General features: G+C 47.9%; 14 protein-coding genes. 6 read left to right on the top strand and 8 right to left on the bottom strand.

The window, feature by feature from the left end; all coding sequences use genetic code 11:
• Positions 1-71: 71 nt before the first annotated feature.
• The 6 genes from K7G97_RS07650 to K7G97_RS07675 all read right to left on the bottom strand — a co-directional run bounded on the left by K7G97_RS07650 (position 72) and on the right by K7G97_RS07675 (position 12920).
• Positions 72-3311, bottom strand: a complete 3240-nt coding sequence (locus tag K7G97_RS07650; protein WP_223041853.1) for an ABC transporter permease — start codon at positions 3309-3311, stop codon at positions 72-74.
• 270 nt (positions 3312-3581) lie between these two features.
• Entirely contained in the window at positions 3582-7307 is a 3726-nt protein-coding gene (locus tag K7G97_RS07655; RefSeq protein ID WP_223041854.1) for an ABC transporter permease, read from the bottom strand.
• 64 nt (positions 7308-7371) lie between these two features.
• Entirely contained in the window at positions 7372-7662 is a 291-nt protein-coding gene (locus K7G97_RS07660) for a hypothetical protein (protein ID WP_223041855.1), read from the bottom strand.
• 8 nt (positions 7663-7670) lie between these two features.
• Positions 7671-10946 carry an ABC transporter permease gene (locus tag K7G97_RS07665; RefSeq protein WP_223041856.1) on the bottom strand — a complete coding sequence of 1092 codons (3276 nt, stop codon included), beginning with the start codon at positions 10944-10946 and terminating at the stop codon, positions 7671-7673.
• A gap of 210 nt (positions 10947-11156) precedes the next feature.
• Positions 11157-11678, bottom strand: a complete 522-nt coding sequence (locus K7G97_RS07670) for a GNAT family N-acetyltransferase (protein ID WP_223041857.1) — start codon at positions 11676-11678, stop codon at positions 11157-11159.
• A 15-nt stretch (positions 11679-11693) separates the two neighbouring features.
• On the bottom strand, positions 11694-12920 hold the full coding sequence (locus K7G97_RS07675) for an MFS transporter (protein ID WP_223041858.1): 1227 nt from the start codon (positions 12918-12920) through the stop codon (positions 11694-11696).
• 434 nt (positions 12921-13354) lie between these two features.
• Here K7G97_RS07675 and K7G97_RS07680 point away from each other — a divergent pair, with 434 nt between their 5' ends.
• From K7G97_RS07680 to K7G97_RS07705, 6 genes are all read left to right on the top strand, one after another.
• A complete protein-coding gene (locus K7G97_RS07680; RefSeq protein ID WP_023468128.1) occupies positions 13355-13717 on the top strand; it encodes an ArsR/SmtB family transcription factor in 363 nt (120 codons plus the stop codon).
• A 112-nt stretch (positions 13718-13829) separates the two neighbouring features.
• Complete coding sequence (locus K7G97_RS07685; RefSeq protein WP_223041859.1) at positions 13830-15227, top strand: aldehyde dehydrogenase family protein; 1398 nt, start codon at positions 13830-13832, stop codon at positions 15225-15227.
• Between the two features lie 25 nt (positions 15228-15252).
• On the top strand, positions 15253-16074 hold the full coding sequence (locus K7G97_RS07690; RefSeq protein WP_223041860.1) for an SDR family oxidoreductase: 822 nt from the start codon (positions 15253-15255) through the stop codon (positions 16072-16074).
• A 178-nt stretch (positions 16075-16252) separates the two neighbouring features.
• Positions 16253-17458 (top strand): MFS transporter, encoded by a 1206-nt coding sequence (locus K7G97_RS07695; protein ID WP_223041861.1) that lies wholly within the window; start codon positions 16253-16255, stop codon positions 17456-17458.
• A 13-nt stretch (positions 17459-17471) separates the two neighbouring features.
• On the top strand, positions 17472-17918 hold the full coding sequence (locus K7G97_RS07700; protein ID WP_223041862.1) for a MarR family winged helix-turn-helix transcriptional regulator: 447 nt from the start codon (positions 17472-17474) through the stop codon (positions 17916-17918).
• 125 nt (positions 17919-18043) lie between these two features.
• Positions 18044-18511 carry a hypothetical protein gene (locus K7G97_RS07705; protein WP_223041863.1) on the top strand — a complete coding sequence of 156 codons (468 nt, stop codon included), beginning with the start codon at positions 18044-18046 and terminating at the stop codon, positions 18509-18511.
• A 43-nt stretch (positions 18512-18554) separates the two neighbouring features.
• Here the strand turns inward: K7G97_RS07705 and K7G97_RS07710 are convergent, their stop codons facing one another.
• Together K7G97_RS07710 and K7G97_RS07715 are read right to left on the bottom strand one after the other, a co-directional pair.
• Complete coding sequence (locus K7G97_RS07710; RefSeq protein WP_223041864.1) at positions 18555-18992, bottom strand: hypothetical protein; 438 nt, start codon at positions 18990-18992, stop codon at positions 18555-18557.
• A 113-nt stretch (positions 18993-19105) separates the two neighbouring features.
• Positions 19106-20179 (bottom strand): peptidyl-alpha-hydroxyglycine alpha-amidating lyase family protein, encoded by a 1074-nt coding sequence (locus tag K7G97_RS07715; RefSeq protein WP_223041865.1) that lies wholly within the window; start codon positions 20177-20179, stop codon positions 19106-19108.
• Between the last annotated feature and the right edge of the window lie 93 nt (positions 20180-20272).

Here is a 20272-nt window from a genome sequence, read left to right on the forward strand (position 1 = left end):
GTGGAAAACAACCGGCAATAGGACTTTAACGCCGGTTGTTTTATGACATTGCTAAGCTGTTCGATCGATTATTAATTCTTAGCATCGACTTCGATTTTGACGGTCGTCGGTTTGGCGATTGCTTCGCTTGTCGCGAAGAGGACGTACGTGTTTTTATCACGCGGTACACGGAATACAAGGTCGACACGAGAAACGGAAGGAGCAAAGTAGCGATAGCCATCCTTCCAAACATCTGGATTCCGGTTCTCATAATCGACAGCTTCGTATACTTTCCCGTTCGAATCTTCTAGGGTAAATGTGTTCGGTCTATAGACAGCAGGTCCACCTTCTACGTTACTATCCCTGTAGTTTTCTAAAATAACCGGTACAGTGACATATTGTTCGTCATCGAGAGTTGGCAATTTCAACTCTTTTGGTGGTGATAGGAGAAGTTTATCAACGCGGAAAATATTTCTCTTCGCTTTCGGGTCTCCTGGATAGGTTTGAACGACTCCACGCTCCATTAGTTGATCGAGCTTGCTCGAATTGACTTTCTTCGGAGAGGAAGACTTCTTTTTTGTCTCCTTTATATCTGCGAGTTTCGTACCTGTCGTCTTGATTGTCGGTACGGCAGTCTGTGCTGATTTTGTTGGTGTCGGTCCTTCCTCTGTCGTAGCAAAGAAGAACAGGGAAGCGACACCAACGACAAGGGCACCACCAACTGCGGACAATGCGAGTCGGAAGCGTCGTTCCGTCGCTTTCGTATTCGTTGCGACACTTCCAATCGCAGCATTCGGCGTAATACTGACAGCGCGTTGTGCCGGTAAAAGGGCACCAAGAACACCTGTCACCATCGGAATCAACAGCATGACACTCAAGAAACCAAGCTCACCTGTTGGGAACTGGTTATAGACGAAGCCGATCATCGCAAGGGCAATGAGCAAACCGATGATTCCGGCGAAGAGTCCCGTCATCAATCCTTCACTTAAGACGAGCGTCCGGATTTGACCATTCCGCCAGCCGGTTGCTTTTAAGACAGCGAGCTGACTCTTCCGCTCGTTGACGTTTTGCCACATGATCTCCGTCGTCGTCAAGATGGCGATGAGTAAAGCGACACCCATCGCAACATAATGCATCGTACCGACTTCAAGGGCAACGTATTCACCGAGCCATGTCGCATACAGGACACCTTTCAAGCGGAACGTAATGAACAGGAAGAAGATGAACAGACTCGTCGGTAAGGCAATCGCGATCGTCGAGAGGAGCGTCCGTTGCCAATACGTTGCAAGTTGGTTGATGCTCATCCCAAGGACACTTTGTGCCCGGACGAAGCGACGACCTTTTGAGACTTCACCAGAACGCATACTTTCGAATGGTTGTATCCGGCGGATGAGCGTCATCGGGACGAGCGTACCGCCCCAGTAAATCAACAGTCCGGCGAGTCCGATCAAAAGGATGCGCGTAAGCGCGATCGGGTGATCCGTCGTTAGCCAGAACGAACCAAGGATCGTCCAAGAAATCAAGGCGACGAGTGTACCGAGTAGTGTCGCTTCTAGAAACAGTAATTTCGAGAGCTGACGCGGACGCCAACCGAGCGAGAGTAAGATCGCGAATTCTTTCTTGCGGGCATAGAGTAAGATGATATTTGAACTAAAGACATAAACGAGTGCAACGGCAATGACGCTTAAAATAATACCGCTCATGCCGACCTTTGCTTCCTGGAAAATTGCCATTGATGAACCGAGTTTGATCCAAGGTTGCTGGATCCAGCCGAGTGCTGATTCTCCTTTTAATCCAGGGAGGTATGTCAGCGCAAGTTGTGGCGAGGAACCAAGCGTGACGTCGGTGATGAGGCCGGTCTTATCCTCGATCTCTTGAGCGACAGTTTTCAACTTTTTCTCGCTTTTCGCGTTCATCGTTTCAACACCTTTGACGTTGACACGGATGACAGAAATCGCTTTATCACCACGTAACTTAAAGGCGGCGTCAAGCGTCGTCAGCATCGACGGTGGTTTCGTCAGGAAGTCATACGGATCATTTGCCGGTTTAACTTCCTGCGCTGGATTCACGGGGCGATCGTTCTTATCCATTACCCATTGAGCTTTCGCTGGAAAATAAGTTTCCATCGGTAGTTCCGTCAACGGATCCTTCGAGATGTTCAATTTTTTCGGATCAAAGACACCGATATAGTTTAAGCGCATCTTTGGTCTATCCTTCATTTCTGCTCCGAATTCTCGAGCCTTTCGATACATGGAACGTGTACCGAGTAGGGATTCCTCCGCTACTTTTTGGGGTTCCACCTGATAACTGAACGGCCAACGAGTCGGATAAGGACTGGCAAGTGTCTTATAAGAGACAGCTGACGGCTTCAAGTAGATCCAAGTGAAACTACCAGGAGGACCTGTCGGAACCGTATTGCTCAAAATTTGTTTGACCAGTTTGTCCGTGGCTTGTCCTGTCGTGAAGCGATAGTCTGTAGGATCTGAGACTGGAAGGGTCTTCAGATAAGATTCACCGCCCTTTTTCATGATCTGTTTCACCGTCGCATCCATCGAGTCGTCAACGACAGGGAAATCAACTTTTTCATAACGAAGGGTTTGATAGGCATCAACATATTCGCGGTTGCTGAGGAGAATCGGAATTTCGCTGACATCGTCTCCTAAGTCAACAACCTTATCGTCATTCGTAAAATAGCGACTGTGCTTCGCTTGTTTCGTGGACTGATCGAGACCCACGAGTTTTGCTTCTGCTTCCGGATCGATTCCGGCAAGCATCGTCGCGCTTCCATACTCAGGGAGTGGCTGCTCGCCTAACGGTTGAAGAGAAATGTCACGGTTCATGCCATCGTTTCCTGATGGGTTCCATCCTGCTGCTAAAAACTGTGAATATGAATCCTTTTCAAGTTGCAAACCCATATCTTGAAAGTCTGTGATCGTCAACTTATATACGCCTTGTTCTTTAAAATTATAAGTACCTACTTGAGTGTCTGTATAATGATTCCCAATCATCGCGATAGGTGCTGCGACTTCGACGTCAGCAATCTGCTTGATCGTCTCGTACTGCTTACGGGTGATCCCACCGTCGAGCCCACTCATGTAGTTCGGCTCAAGCAGATTCAAGTCTTCCGTCACGCTCCGACTGCCTTGCGGACGGACGACGATATCGTACGACGATCCCCAGCGTTTTTGTAGTTCATCAACGACGGTTCCGTTGTTGGCTTGTGTCGTCCCGATCAAGTAACTGAGTCCGGTACTGACGATCAGGACACCGACGAGCAGCAGGATGAACCGCTCCTTGTTGCGCCACCAGGAATTCCAGATGAAAGAAAGCATTGATGAAGACCTCCTTTGTTAAGCCGAGTAGTTATGTATAAAGATCGTACGATTTTCTCTGTATGAATCTAGGTGTAAGAAAGCTAACATCATTCGTCGGAATCTGAATTAAGAACTATTTATTTCGTTAAAAATGCAATTGTTTTTCTATAAAACTCTCGTGAGTTCTTAAAAACTCAAGTAAGACATGAGTCATTTGATAATTCGGTAGTCGTGAAGTAAGAAATTGACCCATCATCTAGATTGTTGATGGGTCAATTTATCAAAAGGTCATAATGTGATTTTAACGGTGTAGATATAACCGGTAAATCCGCCGTATGCGTTCATCACGAAGGTGCTCTCAGTTTTTGGAACGATGTAGAGGACATCGATTTTTGAGTGCAAAGGAGCGTGGTACCCTAAGTTGTCTGAGTAGGCTTTTTTATTGTGATTGATTGTTTTTTCAGGGGTATAACTTTTCTTCCGACTATCTATCAATGGGAACGTAAATGGTTTGTAGTCGATGTAAGAATCGGCTGTAGCTTCACCTTCTACTTGTAATTCAAGCGTGACAGAAACGGCTTGTTTAGATGATGGTAAATCAGGAAGTTGAACTCGTTTAGCAGAACTAACCTTGAATCCATGGTACTTCATTACATTAGGATCACCTGGATAAGTTTGCTTCCCACCTTCAGCCATCAATTTTTCGATGACATCTGTATTCGTTTTTTTTGATTGCTTCTTTTGTCCGGTCTTTGCGGTAGTTGATGCAGCATTCACAGCATCGACTTCGATTTTGACGGTCGTTGGTTTGGCAATGGCCTCGCTTGTCGCAAAGAGGACATACGTATTTTTGTCACGCGGAACACGGAACACGAGGTCAACCCTTGAAGCTAAAGGTGCAAAGTAGCGATAACCATCCTTCCAAGCGTCTGGGTTACGGTTCTCGTAATCAACCACCTCGTATTTTTTTCCATTCGTATCTTCTAGGGTGAAAAGATTCGGTTTATACGAAGCGTAGCCTACTCCAGATTGGTCCTTGTAGTTCTCTAAAAGGACTGGCACCGTGACATATTGTTCGTCATCGAGAGTTGGTAATTTCAATTCTTTTGGAGGAGTCGGAAGTAGTTTTCCAACCTTGAACACCTGTTTCTTAACATTTGGATCTCCTGGATAGGTTTGAACGACTCCACGGTCCATTAGTTGATTGAGCTTGCTCGAATTGACTTTCTTCGAAGTGGTCGCTTTCTTTTTCGTGTCTTTTACATCTGCCAATTTCGTTCCTGTCGTCTTGACTGTTGGTGTTGCTGTTTGTATAGGTTTCGTAGACGCAGGTCCTTCTTCTGTCGTAGCAAAGAAGAACAGGGAAGCGACACCAACGACAAGGGCACCACCAACTGCGGATAGGGCGAGTCGGAAACGTCGTTCCGTCGCTTTCGTATTCGTTGCGACACTTCCGATCGCAGCATTTGGCGTAATACTGACGGCCCGTTGTGCCGGTAAAAGGGCACCAAGAACACCTGTCACCATCGGAATCAACAACATGACACTCAAGAAACCAAGCTCACCTGTTGGGAACTGGTTATAGACGAAGCCGATCATCGCAAGTGCGATCAGTAAACCGATGATTCCAGCGAACAGTCCCGTCATCAATCCTTCACTTAAGACAAGCGTCCGGATTTGTCCGTTCCGCCAGCCGGTTGCTTTTAAGACAGCGAGCTGACTTTTTCGTTCGTTGACGTTTTGCCACATGATCTCCGTCGTCGTCAGGATGGCGATGAGTAAAGCAACGCCCATCGCAACGTAATGCATCGTACCGACTTCAAGGGCAACGTATTCACCGAGCCATGTCGCGTACAGGACACCTTTCAAGCGGAAGGTGATGAACAGGAAGAAGATGAACAGACTTGTCGGCAAGGCGATTGCGATCGTCGAGAGGATCGTCCGTTGCCAATACGTCGCGAGCTGGTTGATGCTCATCCCAAGGACACTTTGTGCCCGAACGAAGCGACGACCTTTGGAGACTTCGCCGGAACGCATACTTTCGAATGGTTGAATCCGGCGGATAAGCGTCATCGGGACGAGCGTACCGCCCCAGTAAATCAACAGTCCGGCAAGTCCAATCAAGATGATCCGTGATAAGGCAATCGGATGATCCGTCGTTAGCCAGAACGAACCGAGGATCGTCCAAGAGATCAAGGCGACGAGTGTGCCGAGTAGTGTCGCTTCCAGGAACAGAAGCTTCGAGAGCTGACGTGGACGCCAACCGAGCGACAGTAAGATCGCGAATTCCTTCTTGCGGGCATAGAGTAAGATGATGTTTGAACTAAAGACATAGACGAGCGCAACAGCGATGACACTGGCAATGATACCGCTCATTCCGACCTTCGCTTCCTGGAAGATGGCCATCGACGAACCGAGTTTGATCCACGGTTGCTGGATCCAACCGAGTGCCGATTCACCTTTTAATCCAGGGAGGTATGTCAGCGCGAGCTGTGGCGAGGAGCCGAGCGTGACGTCGGTGATTAAACCGGTCTTGTCCTCGATCTCTTGAGCAACAGCTTTTAACTTCTTCTCACTCGTCGCGTTCATCGTCTCGACACCTTTAACATTGACACGAATGGCGGAGATGGCTTTCTCACCACGTAACTTAAAGGCGGCGTCAAGCGTCGTCAGCATCGATGGTGGTTTCGTCAAGAAGTCATATGGATCGTTCGTCGGTTTGACGTCGCGAACTGGATTGACCGGTTTTTCGTTCTTATCCATGACCCATTGGGCTTTCGCCGGGAAGTAGGTCTCCATCGGTAGTTCCGTCAATGGGTCCTTCGAGATGTTCAATTTTTTCGGATCAAAGACACCAATATAGTTCAAATGCATTTTCGGTACTTTGTCTAGGTTACCCGTACCGTCACCGAAAATACGCGCTTTTCGGTACATCGATCGTTTCGAAATCAAAACTTCTTTTGCGACCTCTTGAGGTGTTACTTGATAGGTGAACGGCCAACGTTTGGCAAAGGGACTAGCAATCGTTTGATACTCGACAGATGATGGTTTTAAATACATCCAGTCAAAGCCACCATCTGCATTTTCTGGGACCTTATCTTCGAGAATATTCTTAATAAGTTGTTTTGATGCTTGCTCTGTCGAAATATAGTATTCTTTCGTATCTTTGAGAGGGAGTGTCTTGAGATAAGATTCGCCACCTTTTTTCATGATACTGCGCACCGTTTCAACCATTGAATCTTTGACGAGTGGGATATCGACTTTCTCGTAGCGATAGGTCCGCGAAGCATTGACGTACTCTTGACTGTTCATGATTAATGGGATGTCCCAGACACCGTCACCATAATCGTTGACGATATCTTCTTTCGTAAAATATCGACTATGCGTAGCCTTTTTGGTTGCTTGATCGAGTCCAACGAGTTGTGCTTCTGCTTCCGGATCAATCCCGGCAAGCATCACTGCGCTCCCGTAACCGATGATGGGAAACTCGCCTAGTTCTTGCGGTGAAATATCTCGATTCAATCCGTCACTCTCAGGAGGGGACCATCCTGCTCCGGCAAAGAACGACATAGATTCTGTTTCTTTTTTTAGTCCAGTATCTTGCATATCTTTATATGAAATCTTATAAATGCCTGGTTCCTTGAAGTTGTAGGTATCCTTCACAGCATCCGTATAATAGTTCCCGATCATCGCAATTGGTGCTGCGACTTCGACGTCGGCAATCTGCTTGATCGTCTCATATTGTTTGCGGGTGATCCCGCCGTCGAGCCCACTCATGTAGTTCGGTTCGAGCAGGTTCAAGTCTTCTGTCACGCTCCGGCTGCCTTCCGGACGAACGACGATATCGTACGATGAGCCCCAGCGTTTTTGCAGTTCATCGACGACCGTTCCGTTGTTGGCTTGTGTCGTACCGATCAAGTAACTTAGTCCGGTACTGACGATCAGGACGCCGACGAGGAGCAAGATGAACCGCTCCTTGTTGCGCCACCAGGAATTCCAAATGAATTTAAGCATTGACAAGACCTCGATTCCTTTCAATGATTGGACGATCCATGTCAAGTTCCTCCTAGTGTTTAAATTATTGTTTCGTCAGATCGATTTTGACGGTCGTTGGTTTGGGAAAGGCTGGATCAGAAGCGAACAGAACGAATCGCTTCTGATCGATTGGTACTTGATAAACCAACTCCACTCGTGACTTGTACGGTGCGAAATATTGAAACCCGTTTTTCCAGGCTTTCTCATTGCGATTCACATAATCGACCGGTTCATAATCGGTTCCTTGCAAGTCTGTCAAGGCATACCGACTGGGACGATAAGTGATGAATCCTCCCATATCATCCCCTGTATCTTGCGTGACACCAAGCCTCATCAATGTTTTTAATTGTCGGGGTCGTCTTTTGAGAGGGAAGTAGCGGATGTATTCGCTTTTTTGATATCGGCTAGCGTGATCTTAACGGTCGTCGTTTTTTCAACGGCCTCATCTTTTGCAAGCAAGACGAACACCTTTTGGTCAACCGGTACTTGGTAAACAAGATCGACCCATGATTTTTTCGAATTGATGTATTGGAATGCATTTACCCAAGCCGTTTTATCGTGATTGACATAATCGACGGGAGTGAACTCTTTTCCGTCAAGAGCAATCAAAGAGAAGGTTTGTGGTCGATATGACGAAAACGAATCTGCAGCTAATTCATCCCGGTTATGAAGGAAAACTGGAATCGTCACGAAACGATATCCTGACTTCTCCTTGAGCTTTAACTCTTTTGGTGTTGAAACGAGCTTTTTAACAGAGAAGTCATAATTCTTCGCCGCCGGGTCACCCGGATACGTCTGAATAGCGCCTGCGTTCATCAATTGCTCCAGTGCCGTGTTGTCTGCGGCAGTATGTTTCTTATCGTCAGGATCTTGAGCGAGATTTTTTAATTTTTGTCCGGTCGTTTGTACTTTTGGTGTCGTTATTTCTTTTTGAGCCGTTCTCGTTTCAGGTGCAGCGAGGAGGAATAAACTCGTCGTCCCGATGACGAGCGTAGCAGCCATGCTACCGAGTGCCCATTTGAAGCGACGTTCGGTCAATTGTTGATTATCGTTTACGCCACCGATGGCTGCATTCGGTGTGATCCGCACAGCACGCTGGGCAGGAAGCAAGGCACCAAACACACCAGTCGTTACCGGAATCAGGAGCATAAGACTTAAGAAACCGAGTTCACTGGTTGGGAACTGATTATAGACGAAGCCAATCATTCCTAAGGCAACTAGTAGACCGACGATTCCAGCGAAGAGTCCGGTCATCACACCCTCGCTTAAGACGAGAAGTCGGATTTGACCGTTGCGCCAGCCTGTCGCTTTAAGGACAGCGAGTTGATTCTTTCGTTCATTGACGTTTTGCCACATGATCTCGGTCGTCGTCAGGATGGCGATGAGTAAGGCGACGCCCATTGCGACATAATGCATCGTACCGACTTCGAGCGCGACGTATTCACCGAGCCAGGTTGCATATAAGACGCCTTTCAATCGGAACGTGATGAACAAGAAGAAGATGAACAAGCTTGTCGGTAAGGCAATTGCGATGATGGACAGAAGCGTGCGTTGCCAGTAAGTCGCGAGTTGGTTGATGCTCATTCCAATAACACTTTGTGCCCGGACGAAACGACGTCCTTTTGAGACTTCGCCAGAGCGCATGCTTTCAAATGGTTGAATGCGTCTGATGAGTAACGTCGGAACAATCGTACCGCCCCAGTAGATCAAAAGCCCGGACAATCCGATCAAGATGATGCGTCCGAGGGAAATCGGGTGATCCGCTGTTATCCAAAATGATCCGAGAATCACCCAGGCGATGAGTGCGACCAGCGTTCCAAGAAGTGTCGCTTCTAGGAAGAGGAGTCTCGATAGCTGCCGTGGACGCCATCCGAGCGCGAGTAAAATCGCGAATTCTTTTTTTCGAGCATAGAGCAAGATGATGTTCGAACTGAAGACGTAGACGAGCGCGACAGCGATGACGCTCGCGATGATGCCACTCATTCCGACTTTCGCCTCTTGGAAAATTGCGATCGATGACCCGAGTTTGATCCACGGCTGCTGGACCCAACCGAGTGCCGATTCTCCTTTTAGACCAGGTAAATACGTCAAGGCGAGTTGCGGGGAAGAACCGAGTGTGACGTCCGTGATTAAACCGGTCTTATCCTCGATTTCTTGTGCGACAGCTTGCAATTTTTTCTCACTTGTTGCGTTCATCGTCTCGACCCCTTTGACGTTGACGCGAATCGCAGAAATTGCTTTATCCCCGCGTAACTTAAAGGCAGCATCGAGTGTCGTCAGCATCGATGGTGGTTTCGTCAGGAAGTCATAGGAGTCGTTGGCGGGCTTGACGTCACGGACTGGATTGACCGGACGATCGTTTTGATCCATGACCCACTGCGCTTTTGCCGGGAAGTAGGTCTCCATCGGAAGTTCAGTCAACGGATCCTTTGAAACATCGAGCTTCCGTGGGTTAAAGACACCGATATAGTTGAGATGGACTTGTTTCCATCCTTTAAAGCCACCTTCGAATTCACGTGCTTCGCGATACATGCTTCGTTTGAAGAGCAAGGATTCCTTGGCGACTTCTTTTGGTTGGACTTGGTAGGTAAAGGGCCAACGGGAACCATACGGACTTTTAATCGTTTTGTATTCAACGGGTGAAGGTTTCAAAGTAATGGAAGACAGTGAATCACTATTGTTCGCCTCGCCTGTTGACAAGGTGTTTTTAAGGATACCGTCCACCAACTTTTTTTGGACGTCTTGAGTCGTGATCGAATAAGAGGTAGGCTCTCCTACTGGTAGTTTACTCAGGTATGCTTTCCCACCTTTTTGTTCAATCTTTTGGACCATGTCTGCAACGCCTGTTGCAGTGAACGGAAGCTCTACCTTTTCATATGTATAGGTGCGCATCGCATCGACGTATTCGCGAGAGTTCAATAGAATCGGAATCTGCGTCGCTTGATCACCGTACGAAGCGGGAAGATCCGTTTCGCTGAAGAAACGGCTATACGTTCCGGTAGTGGTCGCTTTTTTCAAACCGACGAGCTGGTCTTCAGCAGCAGGATCGATTCCGGCAATCATGACTTCTGAGCCGTAGTCATAGAGGGGTTGTTCACCAAGTTTTAAAGGGGAGACGCCTGTGCGCGTTGCATCACCCATTGGTTCCCAGCCAGCAGCAAGAAACGTTGTCATGGTATAAGATTCGTTTTTGAGTCCCGTATTTTGAGAATCCTTGATTTTCAAGCGGTAAATTCCTTCTTCTTGAATCGTATGGGTACCGACGCTACTCGATGTCGATGTATAACCAATCATCGCGATTGGTGCTGCGACCTCGACATCAGCAATCTGCTTGATCGTCTCGTACTGCTTGCGGGTGATCCCGCCGTCGAGTCCACTCATATAGTTCGGTTCGAGCAGGTTCAAGTCTTCCGTCACACTCCGGCTGCCTTCCGGACGGACGACGATATCATACGATGAGCCCCAGCGTTTTTGCAGTTCATCAACGACCGTTCCGTTGTTAGCTTGCGTCGTACCGATCAAGTAACTCAGTCCGGTACTGACGATCAGGACGCCGACGAGGAGCAAGATGAACCGCTCCTTGTTACGCCACCAGGAATTCCAGATGAATCTCAGCATGTACTATCCCTCGCTTTCGTTTGATTTGAAGAAAATGGTGTAATGTGACCTCCTTATCACTTATGTACATATCCATATATTTCTTTTTATTTTTCCATTATATACAAATAATAGTGAATTGACTAAAAAATCTGTTAATTAGGTATGTTCGTTTTTAATCGATTAGAAAAAGCACCTCACGAAGGAGGTGCTACATCAGCAGTGATTCTTTTAAGCATAGAATGGGCTACATTTACGCATGATGATTTCGTCGAACGAACGCCCTTCATAGAATACAGCATCAGGAATCGTTTCTACGATGTCAAAGCCAACTTTTTTATACGAAGCGACGGCTCGCTCATTATGCGAAAACACTTCAAGTTCAAGGTGATGAAGTCGAAGTTCCTCGAAACAAAACCGGATGATACACGCGATCGCTTCTGTCCCGTATCCTTGACCGGTCCAGGGGAGGGCACGCATCGAAATACGAAAGCCCGCTTGTTTCAACTCTGCCTCAATGTCTAAAATGGAACACTCACCAATCATTTCACCAGAATTCAAACAGATAGCGAAATCGAAGCGCGATGGATCAGCTTGAATCGATAGAATATGCTGTTCAATCTGTTCGAGCGAAAACGTTGCCGACGTACCAGTCAAATAACGTAATGTCTCATCCTGGGTTTGTTCGAATAAGACGTGTGCATCGGTCACGTCAAGCGGACGGAGGAAAATTCGTTTTGCGGTCAGGTTCATGAATACCTTCCTTTCTCATGACGAAAGCTTGATCGTTTCGTCCGTTTCCGTCGTAAAATGATGACGCTTCGTTCGATCCTGGACGATCCAAACGATCCATCCACCGATGAACAGAAAGCTGACTGCAGCGACGGTATACGTCAAGCGGATTGAGGTCTCAGCATAGAAACCAATTAACGCCGTCAAAAGAATGACACCAGCTGACTGGACGACGTGGATACTACTAAGGAATCGTCCCATCGTCTCGACCGGAATGTGCGTTTGAGCGAACGTCATGAAGCCGGTGTTCGCAAACGCAAGGGCGAACGTCAGCAAGAAAAAGCCGATTGCTGCCGTCAGGAACGATGTCGCTGTGGCAAAGATCACATAACCGATCGGTGTCATCAGTGCTCCGAATTGAATCAAGAAGCGGAGCGACAAGCGATGCGTGAAGATCGCATTGACGGCAGAACCACAGATGGTGCCGATTCCAGCGATACTGACGAGAAATCCATACGTGCTCTCATCCAGTTGCAGAACGATCGTCGCAAACGAGGCTTCGAGCGAATCGAGTCCGCTCATCAGGACGATCATCAGCGCATAGAAGGCGTAGACGAGGGTGACGTAGCGCCGCGTCCTTGCAAACTGAAGCGTCTCTTTCCAGTCCGCAAGAATCACTTGGAGTGAGAAGGACGTCGCTGGAGTCTCTGCCTGACGGACGTCGGGCAAGACGGACAGTAAGGCAGCAGAACACAACAACGCTCCCGCATTCAGGATGATCGCTGTTTCTGGGGAACCAATCAAAAATAAGAATCCAGCAATCGACGGTCCGAGAATAAAGCCGGCTGATTGAATAAAGTTCTTCAACGCATTGAACCGTTGACGACTCGTCTCCGGGACGAGCTTCGTCATGTAGATCAATGACGATGTCTCAAACAGTGTGTTGCCAATGTTCAGGATAAAGACGAGTGCGTAAAGGACAAACAAAGAGTCAATCAGTGTCAGTGAAAAGACGAGCGCGGCACGCCCGACGTCAAGCATGACGAGCAAGCGACGTTGATTGATCCGATCGACGACACTACCGGACCAGAGACTCGTCAACAGCGCGGAGATCGGCAATAAAATATAGAGAACGGAGACGGCGAACGCTGATCCCGTTCGTTCGAGGACAATTAAATTCAAGGCGATGAAGTAGACCCAAGCGCCGATGTTCGAGACACCGACACCAAGTAATAGCAATCCAGGGTATTTCCAATTCGACATCCGACACACTCCTTTTTATTGTTTTTTAAGCCAACAAAAAAATCCCACCTCCAAGACGTTGGTCTTGGGGACGAGACTATGCGTGTCGTGGTGCCACCCCTGTTCGCGAAACCGTCACCGGTACCGCCTTCATCGGTACGACCGTTCAAGAACGGCAAATACCTGAGCTCGATAACGGGAGCACCCGTCACGATATCCCCGATTCGGTTCCACCGTGCTGCTCAGAGGCTTGGTTCGGTCAATGGCTGATGCTCCTTTCCACCAATCGGAGCTCTCTAGGAAAAGCCGAGATGACGTACTGTTCTCTTCGACGCGTTTAGATCATGTAATTTTTACCATCCTATCATGAGTTTCCTGAACCTGTAAATAAGAATATGAAATGAATCAGTTGACAACGGAAAGAAAAGGATTGTAAATTAGGAGCATGAATTTAAATGTTTAAACGTTTAAACGGAGGCGCTATGAGAAAAAACGAACAGGATGTACAAGCTCTAGACGCAGCAGTAGGGTATTTTCAAGATGCAATTCCGATCTTTCAAGTCTTATCGGATGTCAATCGTCAAGCGATCATCATTGAATTGGCACGGTACGATCGTTTGAACGTCAGTCAATTGGATGAAAAAATTTCGTTATCTCGACCAGCGATTTCGCATCACCTGAAAGTATTGCGGGCAGCAGGAATCGTCGCTTCTGAGAAAGTCGGTACGGAGAACTACTATTATCTGACTTTACAAGAAGCGGTCAACGTCTTGAAAACATTGACGGCAGCCATTGAAGAAGATTGTATCCTACGCTGAACGAGGCTCTTTTCTCACACATGAGAAGAGAGTTTGATTTTACACTAAATGTTTAAATGTTTAAACGAAAGAACATAATGAAAGTGAGCGATGAATGATGCAACATCCAACCATGGTTTTACAAGATCAAGCCGTAACCGAAGAAGTTTATAGTGGGAAACGTGCATTCTTTGATGCAGGGAAAACGAAGACGATCGATTTCCGGCTACGTCAGCTCGAACGGCTGGAACAGTTAGTCCGATCGAACGAAGAACGGATTCTCGTAGCATTAGCAAAGGATTTAGGAAAACCGACATTTGAAGCCTACACGTCAGAAATCGGCGTGCTCTATCAAGAGCTGCGTGAAGCGAAAAAACAATTGGCTCGCTGGATGGAGCCGAAGCGAGTCGCAACACCACTCGTCCTGCAGCCGTCAAAGAGCTTCATCCGACACGATCCGCTCGGTGTCGTCTTGATCATCGGACCATGGAATTACCCGTTCCAGCTGTTGCTTGCACCCGTCATCGGCGCAATCGCAGCCGGAAATTGCATCGTCTTGAAACCGTCGGATTTGACACCGCATACGTCGGGCTTGATTGCAGAGCTCATCGCAGCGACTTTCGATCCAGACTATATCAGTGTCGTCCTCGGTGATGGGGCAGTCGTTGGTGACCAATTACTCGACCGATTCCGCTTCGACCATGTCTTCTTTACGGGAAGCCCCGGTGTCGGACGACATATCGCCGTGAAGACGGCTGAGAAATTGGTTCCGACGACACTTGAGCTTGGCGGGAAGAGTCCTGTCATCGTCGATAAGAGTGCCAATCTCCAAGTAACAGCGAAACGGATCGTCTGGTCGAAATTCTTCAATGCCGGTCAAACGTGTGTCTGTCCGGATTATCTGCTCGTTGAAGAGACAGTCAAGGAGGCGTTGATCCAGTTGCTAAAAACAGAAATCAGACGTGCTTTTGGAGCGGATCCACAATTGAGTGAAAGTTATGGACGCATCATCAATGAGCGCCGCGTACACGCTCTGCAACGTCTGATGCAACAAGGCACGATCGTTCACGGAGGACGAATCGATTTAGCGGATCGCTACGTGGAGCCAACGTTGCTTGACGCTGTATCGCTTGAGGACGACATCATGCATGAAGAAATCTTCGGTCCGTTACTTCCGATCGTATCGTTCAGCTCACCGGAACAAGCTGTCTCGATCATTCGTCGCAATCGTTATCCACTCGCCTTATATCTCTATACGGAATCATCGGAGATGGAATCCTACTTCTTGGAGCACGTCGAGTTCGGAGGAGGATGTATCAACAATGGCATGGTGCATCTGATGAACGCTGAACTGCCGTTTGGTGGAGTCGGTGGTAGCGGGATGGGGGCGTATCACGGCAGACACACCTTTGAGACGTTCTCGCATGCGAAGAGCATCGTCAAAACGTCGACGAAACTAGATCCATCGTTACGCTACGCGCCGTACACGTCGAAAAAAATGACCATCGCAAAACGTTATTTTGCACGCTAAGTCAAACTACAAAGGAGAATTCACAATGAAACAAAAGAAAACGATCGTCATCACAGGAGCATCTAGCGGAATCGGTCGGGCAACCGTCGAACGGTTCAGTCAGGAAGGATGGCATGTCGCAGCGACGATGCGAAAGCCGGAGACGTCAAGCGACCTCGCCTCGTTACCAGGCGTTCGCTTGTATGCACTGGATGTCACGGACGAGAGGAGCATTCGTCTAGCCTTTGAAGCCATCACGAACGATTTCGGTACGATCGACGTCCTTTTGAACAATGCAGGGTACGGTGCGGTCGGGATCTTCGAGGAGGCGACAGCGGAGCAAATCAAACGTCAATTCGATACGAACGTCTTCGGCGTCATGAACGTGACGCGTCAGGCATTGCCACTCTTTCGAAAACAACGAAAGGGGAAGATCGTGACTGTGACATCCGTCGGGGGACAAGTCACGTTTCCGATCTATAGCCTGTACCACAGCTCGAAATGGGCTGTCGAAGGATTCATGGAATCGTTGCATTATGAGCTTGCTCCGCTCGGGATCGCCGTCAAACTGATCGAACCAGGACCGATCAAGACCGACTTCTACGGACGGTCGCAAGATCTCGTGCAAACGAATATCGTGGATTATGCCGACTATATGAAAACGGCGCTCAAAAATTCGAACGCAGCAGGAGAAGAAGCTGAAGGACCGGAAGTCGTCGCCGATGCGATTCACCGTGCTGTGATGGATGACTCGAAAAAGATGCGATATCCCGTCGGCAAGAATGCAGCGAACTTAATTCGATTGAAACGATTCTTGCCGCACACGGTCTTTTTCCGAATCGTCCGTCGTGTCATCGAAAAAGCATGATTAGTCGAGACTGACGCAAAAAGAATGCGGTAAGGGTGGCAGATCATCATTCTGCCATCCTTATTTTTATAGAGACTAACTTTTGAATCAGCCTCGTTAACCGATTGATCCGTTGACAAGCGATCGGTCGCTTCATATAGTTTAGTTAACTTAACTATAAGGGAAGGGAGTCTGATTCATGGCAGTGCTGAGGAATCAACGCTTTGTCTTCATGTGGTTGTCCGGTATGACATTAACGCTCGGTTTTGCAATCTTCTTCTTGAGTGTGTCGTGGTTGACGATTGATGTCTTGCGACAGCCTGCCTTGCTTGGTCTGATATTAACAGCCGTGTCGTTGCCCCGGGTCATCATGATGGTGTTTGGTGGCGTGTTCGCCGATCGATTCCAGAAGAGCCGTCTTCTCTTTTGGACGAATCTTGGACAGGCGTTCTTGATGCTTGGTGTCGTGCTCTTACATTACGCTGATGCGTACTCGGTTGGGACACTCTTGTTGATTTCTGTCGTGTTTGGCATTTTGGATGGCATGTCTTATCCTGCTTTATCGTCCTTGTTGCCGTCTCTCGTTCCTGCGTCGCAATTACAGCGGGCGAATTCCTTATTTCAAGGATCACTCGAATTGATGTTCGTCATCGGTCCGTTTCTCGCAGGACTCTTGCTGACGCAAGGGGGATTTGGACTGAGCTTCGGGACAGCGATGATCTTAATCTTTATTGCAGCCGTACTGGTCTTACCGCGGCTGATTCGCGATCCTATTCCGGATACCTCCGTCCTCTCGATTCGTCAGGTCTTACACGACTTACGCGAAGGAATTCGGTATGTCAAAGAGACGCCAGTCTTACGTGCTGGTACGTTGTCGATTGCCATCGTCAATCTATTCGTCATGGGACCGTTGATCATGAGCATCCCGATTCTCGTCGGCGCAGCGAAAGGGTCAGCGGCGGATCTCAGTCTCATCGAAGGTGGCCTTGCTGTCGGGACATTTGTTGCCAGTGTCGTCGTGTTGTTTCTAAGGTCGATTCATCGCGGTCGGTTCGTCTTTCGTACGCTGTTTTTGACGTTAGGTGCTTTCTTGCTGTACACCCAGGTGACATCGATTCCGTTACTTGCTTTCACGGCGGCGATGAGTGGATTTTTGTTGATGCTCGTTTATCTGCCGACCGTGACGATTTTACAGGAGCGGAGTGATCCGGATAAGATCGGACGCGTCATGAGCATCATGGCGCTTGCCGCTTCCGGTCTAGAACCGATTGCGTTCGCGGTCTTATCGCTGTTAGTCGCGATCGAAATTCCAATTCAGTTTCTGCTGATTGCGTTCGCTGTGATTGGTGTCATCTGTGGTCTGTTACTCTATCGCAGAAGTCGAGATTTTCGGAACATTTCATGACAGGAGGAAAACAATGGAAGGATCTAAAAAACAGGACATCTTGACGATGTATCGGCGTATCGATGAACTAGATCTTCAGCTGGCGAAGTTTTTCGCAGCGTTGAATCCGTTTGCTTTGAGTCAACAACAGGAACAGCTACTGCTATTGTTCAAACGAAAAGACTCCTGGACGTCGACGGAAATCGCACGAACGATGGGAATCTCGAAGAGTGCGGTCAGTCAAGTACTGAAGATCTTGGAAGAACGTACATTCGTCAAGCGTCAGAAGAATCCAGCAAACTTAAGGGAAAGTTTCATCCATCTCGATACAAATGGGGTAGCCTACTTGCGAACGATGGATGAGATCGAAGAGCAATTGGCGGAGGAGATGACGACATTGCTCGACGAAGTGGAACTAGATATCATCAATCGTTCCCTTGTGCGCATGATTGATCGATTTCAGGAACTCGATCGATCGTAAGTAAACGGATTTTCATAATCAGAACGAATCAAATGGGAAAATCCTGGAACGACTCGTATGATACGCTAAGTAAATAAGTGATTCAGAAACACCTTTTATATTGATTCACTGAAAGGAGAATGACAGTGAAATTCTTTATACTTAGCGTATTGCCACTACTTGTCGTACTCAGCACGCCACTCTTCTCGATGACGGAGCAAATCTCACAAACGCTTTACTTTTTGGTAGTGTTCTTATTGACATGTCTGTCGGCGATGATGCTCGTTGAGCGACAACGTTTTTTCAAGCGTCTGAATACAGTACGACCGCTATACGGGATCGTGATCGGAATTCTTGGGCTTGCTAGTTTTGTTGGGATACTGATTTGGCTCTCGCCAGTCTTGTTGCAGACTGGTCTTGGAGGTCGTATCCTGACGTTCATATTGATGTATCTTGGAATCTTGATTCTTGGTTTCATCACCGGTTGTTTCTTCGAAGGCATCACGCGCCAGCCGAAGGATCAATTGATTCGCCCAGTCTTTCTGTTCATTGGGACAGGGTATGCTATCTTGACTGTCTTTGGCATTTTGCAACTTTATCACCAAGCAGGATGAAATAACCCCCTTGACGTCATCGTACGTCAAGGGGGTTATTGTTTTACTGCACTTTCAATAAGAATCCGAATTGTCCGTCTCCTTGTTCCCAGCGCGAGTTTAGTTCGTACGCATAGAGGCCAGGTTCTGTCGGGGCGTTGAACTGATCTTTTTTCAAAGCGATAGGGGATTCCTGTTTTTGATCGTCCCACTGTGATAGTTTTACGCTTTTAAGATCACCGGATAATTCGACACGGACGGGAGCTCCAGCAGAGACGGTAACTGGCGTTTTCCCTTTTGCTAGGTCAAGACCGTCACGGTACGTCTTATCGACACATTGACTACGGAGCAAGCTATCCCAGCAATAAGACCCCTGGACGGTCGGAACATCCTTTCCTTTTGCCTCGATTTCGGGATTCGGTGGCGCACCACGGAACGGTTCGAAAACGATGACGCAAACGACGAGGATCAGTAGGACGGCTAATGTTAGACCACGTTTCATGAGACACCCCCGATGGATTTTCTTTATTTTACCAAAATAAATCGAGATAAGCTGAGGTGTCTTTGAAAAAAAGGATATTCATTTCTTGAATTTCGAAATACTTCCGTTCCCCATTAATTTTTAGAAAACAGCTGCAATCGTTTGTTCAACAACTCCGCGACATAAATCGTTCCATCCGAACCGACCGCGATGTCGTGTGCAATCCGGAGTTGTCCCGCTTCTTTGCCCCACGCACCGAATCGTTTCTCAATCTTTCCTTGTTTGTTCAAGATGACGATTTGGCTTTGCGCGTTCTTTTTTTGTCCATTAAGATAGTTTCCACCATCAGCGACGTAGACTTTACCGTTCGCACCGACTTCGATCCCGTACGGTCGACCGAGTTCTTTTGACGACCACGTATCGATGTGTTTGCCATTTCGATTAAAGACTTGAACCCGGGCGTTTTCCCGGTCCGCCACATAGAGATTCATCTCATCGTCACTACTGATCCCATGCGGCAGATTGAACTGTCCGTCTTGTTTGCCGAGTTCATTGACTTCCCATTTGACTGTTCCTTTTGGATCAAACATGACGATGCGACTATTCCGGTAGCCGTCAGATACGGCGAACGAGCCATCCTTGAAAACGGTGACGTCTGTCGGACGAGCGAACGTCTTTTCATCCAGCTGTAGCGGGATGCTTGGCAAGACGTTTCGGATGCGCAGACCGACTTCCGTGAACGGACCATATGCGTTTCCAAACGTTTGCAAGACTTTACCGGACGCATCGAGCTTGAAGACTTGGTTCAAACTGATGTCGGTAATCCAGATATTGTTTTGATCATCGACTTCGAGACCGTGCGGTGACTTGAACAGCCCTGCGCCTAACCGCTTCTTCACCTGCATCGTCTTTCCGTCGAGCACGATCAATGTCGGTTCTGTGATGTAGGTGTCATCGCCGTATGAATTACTACCCCGGTGTAAATAGTAGACGTCACCGTTCGGAGCAACAGCGACGCCGCTCGCTTCCCCGGCAATCGAACGATCGCGCGTTTCTAGTGGCCAAGCAACCTGACCGCGATACGTCGTATCCTTTGGGATGGGTGAATAGTTGTCTTTCACGACGGGATCTGCGCCACCTCTTGACCAGGAAATACCCAGTACCGTGATGGTTGCTAATGTCCCTATAAAGATTAATCGTTTTTTCATACATTGTTCCTCCAGACGTGAATTCGTCTCCATATTATATCTAGATATTAAACGAGGACGAATCGTTCTATAGAAGGAGACAGCGGGTTACGG

The sequence above is a fragment of the Exiguobacterium acetylicum genome, assembly GCF_019890935.1.
GTDB classification, from domain to species: Bacteria; Bacillota; Bacilli; order Exiguobacteriales; family Exiguobacteriaceae; genus Exiguobacterium_A; species Exiguobacterium_A abrahamii.

Coding starts and splice junctions, on each gene's coding strand:
- K7G97_RS07650 (WP_223041853.1), bottom strand. CDS start 3,311: ATGCTTTCTTTCATCTGGAATTCCTGGTGGCGCAACAAGGAGCGGTTC.
- K7G97_RS07655 (WP_223041854.1), bottom strand. CDS start 7,307: ATGCTTAAATTCATTTGGAATTCCTGGTGGCGCAACAAGGAGCGGTTC.
- K7G97_RS07660 (WP_223041855.1), bottom strand. CDS start 7,662: ATGAGGCTTGGTGTCACGCAAGATACAGGGGATGATATGGGAGGATTC.
- K7G97_RS07665 (WP_223041856.1), bottom strand. CDS start 10,946: ATGCTGAGATTCATCTGGAATTCCTGGTGGCGTAACAAGGAGCGGTTC.
- K7G97_RS07670 (WP_223041857.1), bottom strand. CDS start 11,678: ATGAACCTGACCGCAAAACGAATTTTCCTCCGTCCGCTTGACGTGACC.
- K7G97_RS07675 (WP_223041858.1), bottom strand. CDS start 12,920: ATGTCGAATTGGAAATACCCTGGATTGCTATTACTTGGTGTCGGTGTC.
- K7G97_RS07680 (WP_023468128.1), top strand. CDS start 13,355: ATGTTTAAACGTTTAAACGGAGGCGCTATGAGAAAAAACGAACAGGAT.
- K7G97_RS07685 (WP_223041859.1), top strand. CDS start 13,830: ATGGTTTTACAAGATCAAGCCGTAACCGAAGAAGTTTATAGTGGGAAA.
- K7G97_RS07690 (WP_223041860.1), top strand. CDS start 15,253: ATGAAACAAAAGAAAACGATCGTCATCACAGGAGCATCTAGCGGAATC.
- K7G97_RS07695 (WP_223041861.1), top strand. CDS start 16,253: ATGGCAGTGCTGAGGAATCAACGCTTTGTCTTCATGTGGTTGTCCGGT.
- K7G97_RS07700 (WP_223041862.1), top strand. CDS start 17,472: ATGGAAGGATCTAAAAAACAGGACATCTTGACGATGTATCGGCGTATC.
- K7G97_RS07710 (WP_223041864.1), bottom strand. CDS start 18,992: ATGAAACGTGGTCTAACATTAGCCGTCCTACTGATCCTCGTCGTTTGC.
- K7G97_RS07715 (WP_223041865.1), bottom strand. CDS start 20,179: ATGAAAAAACGATTAATCTTTATAGGGACATTAGCAACCATCACGGTA.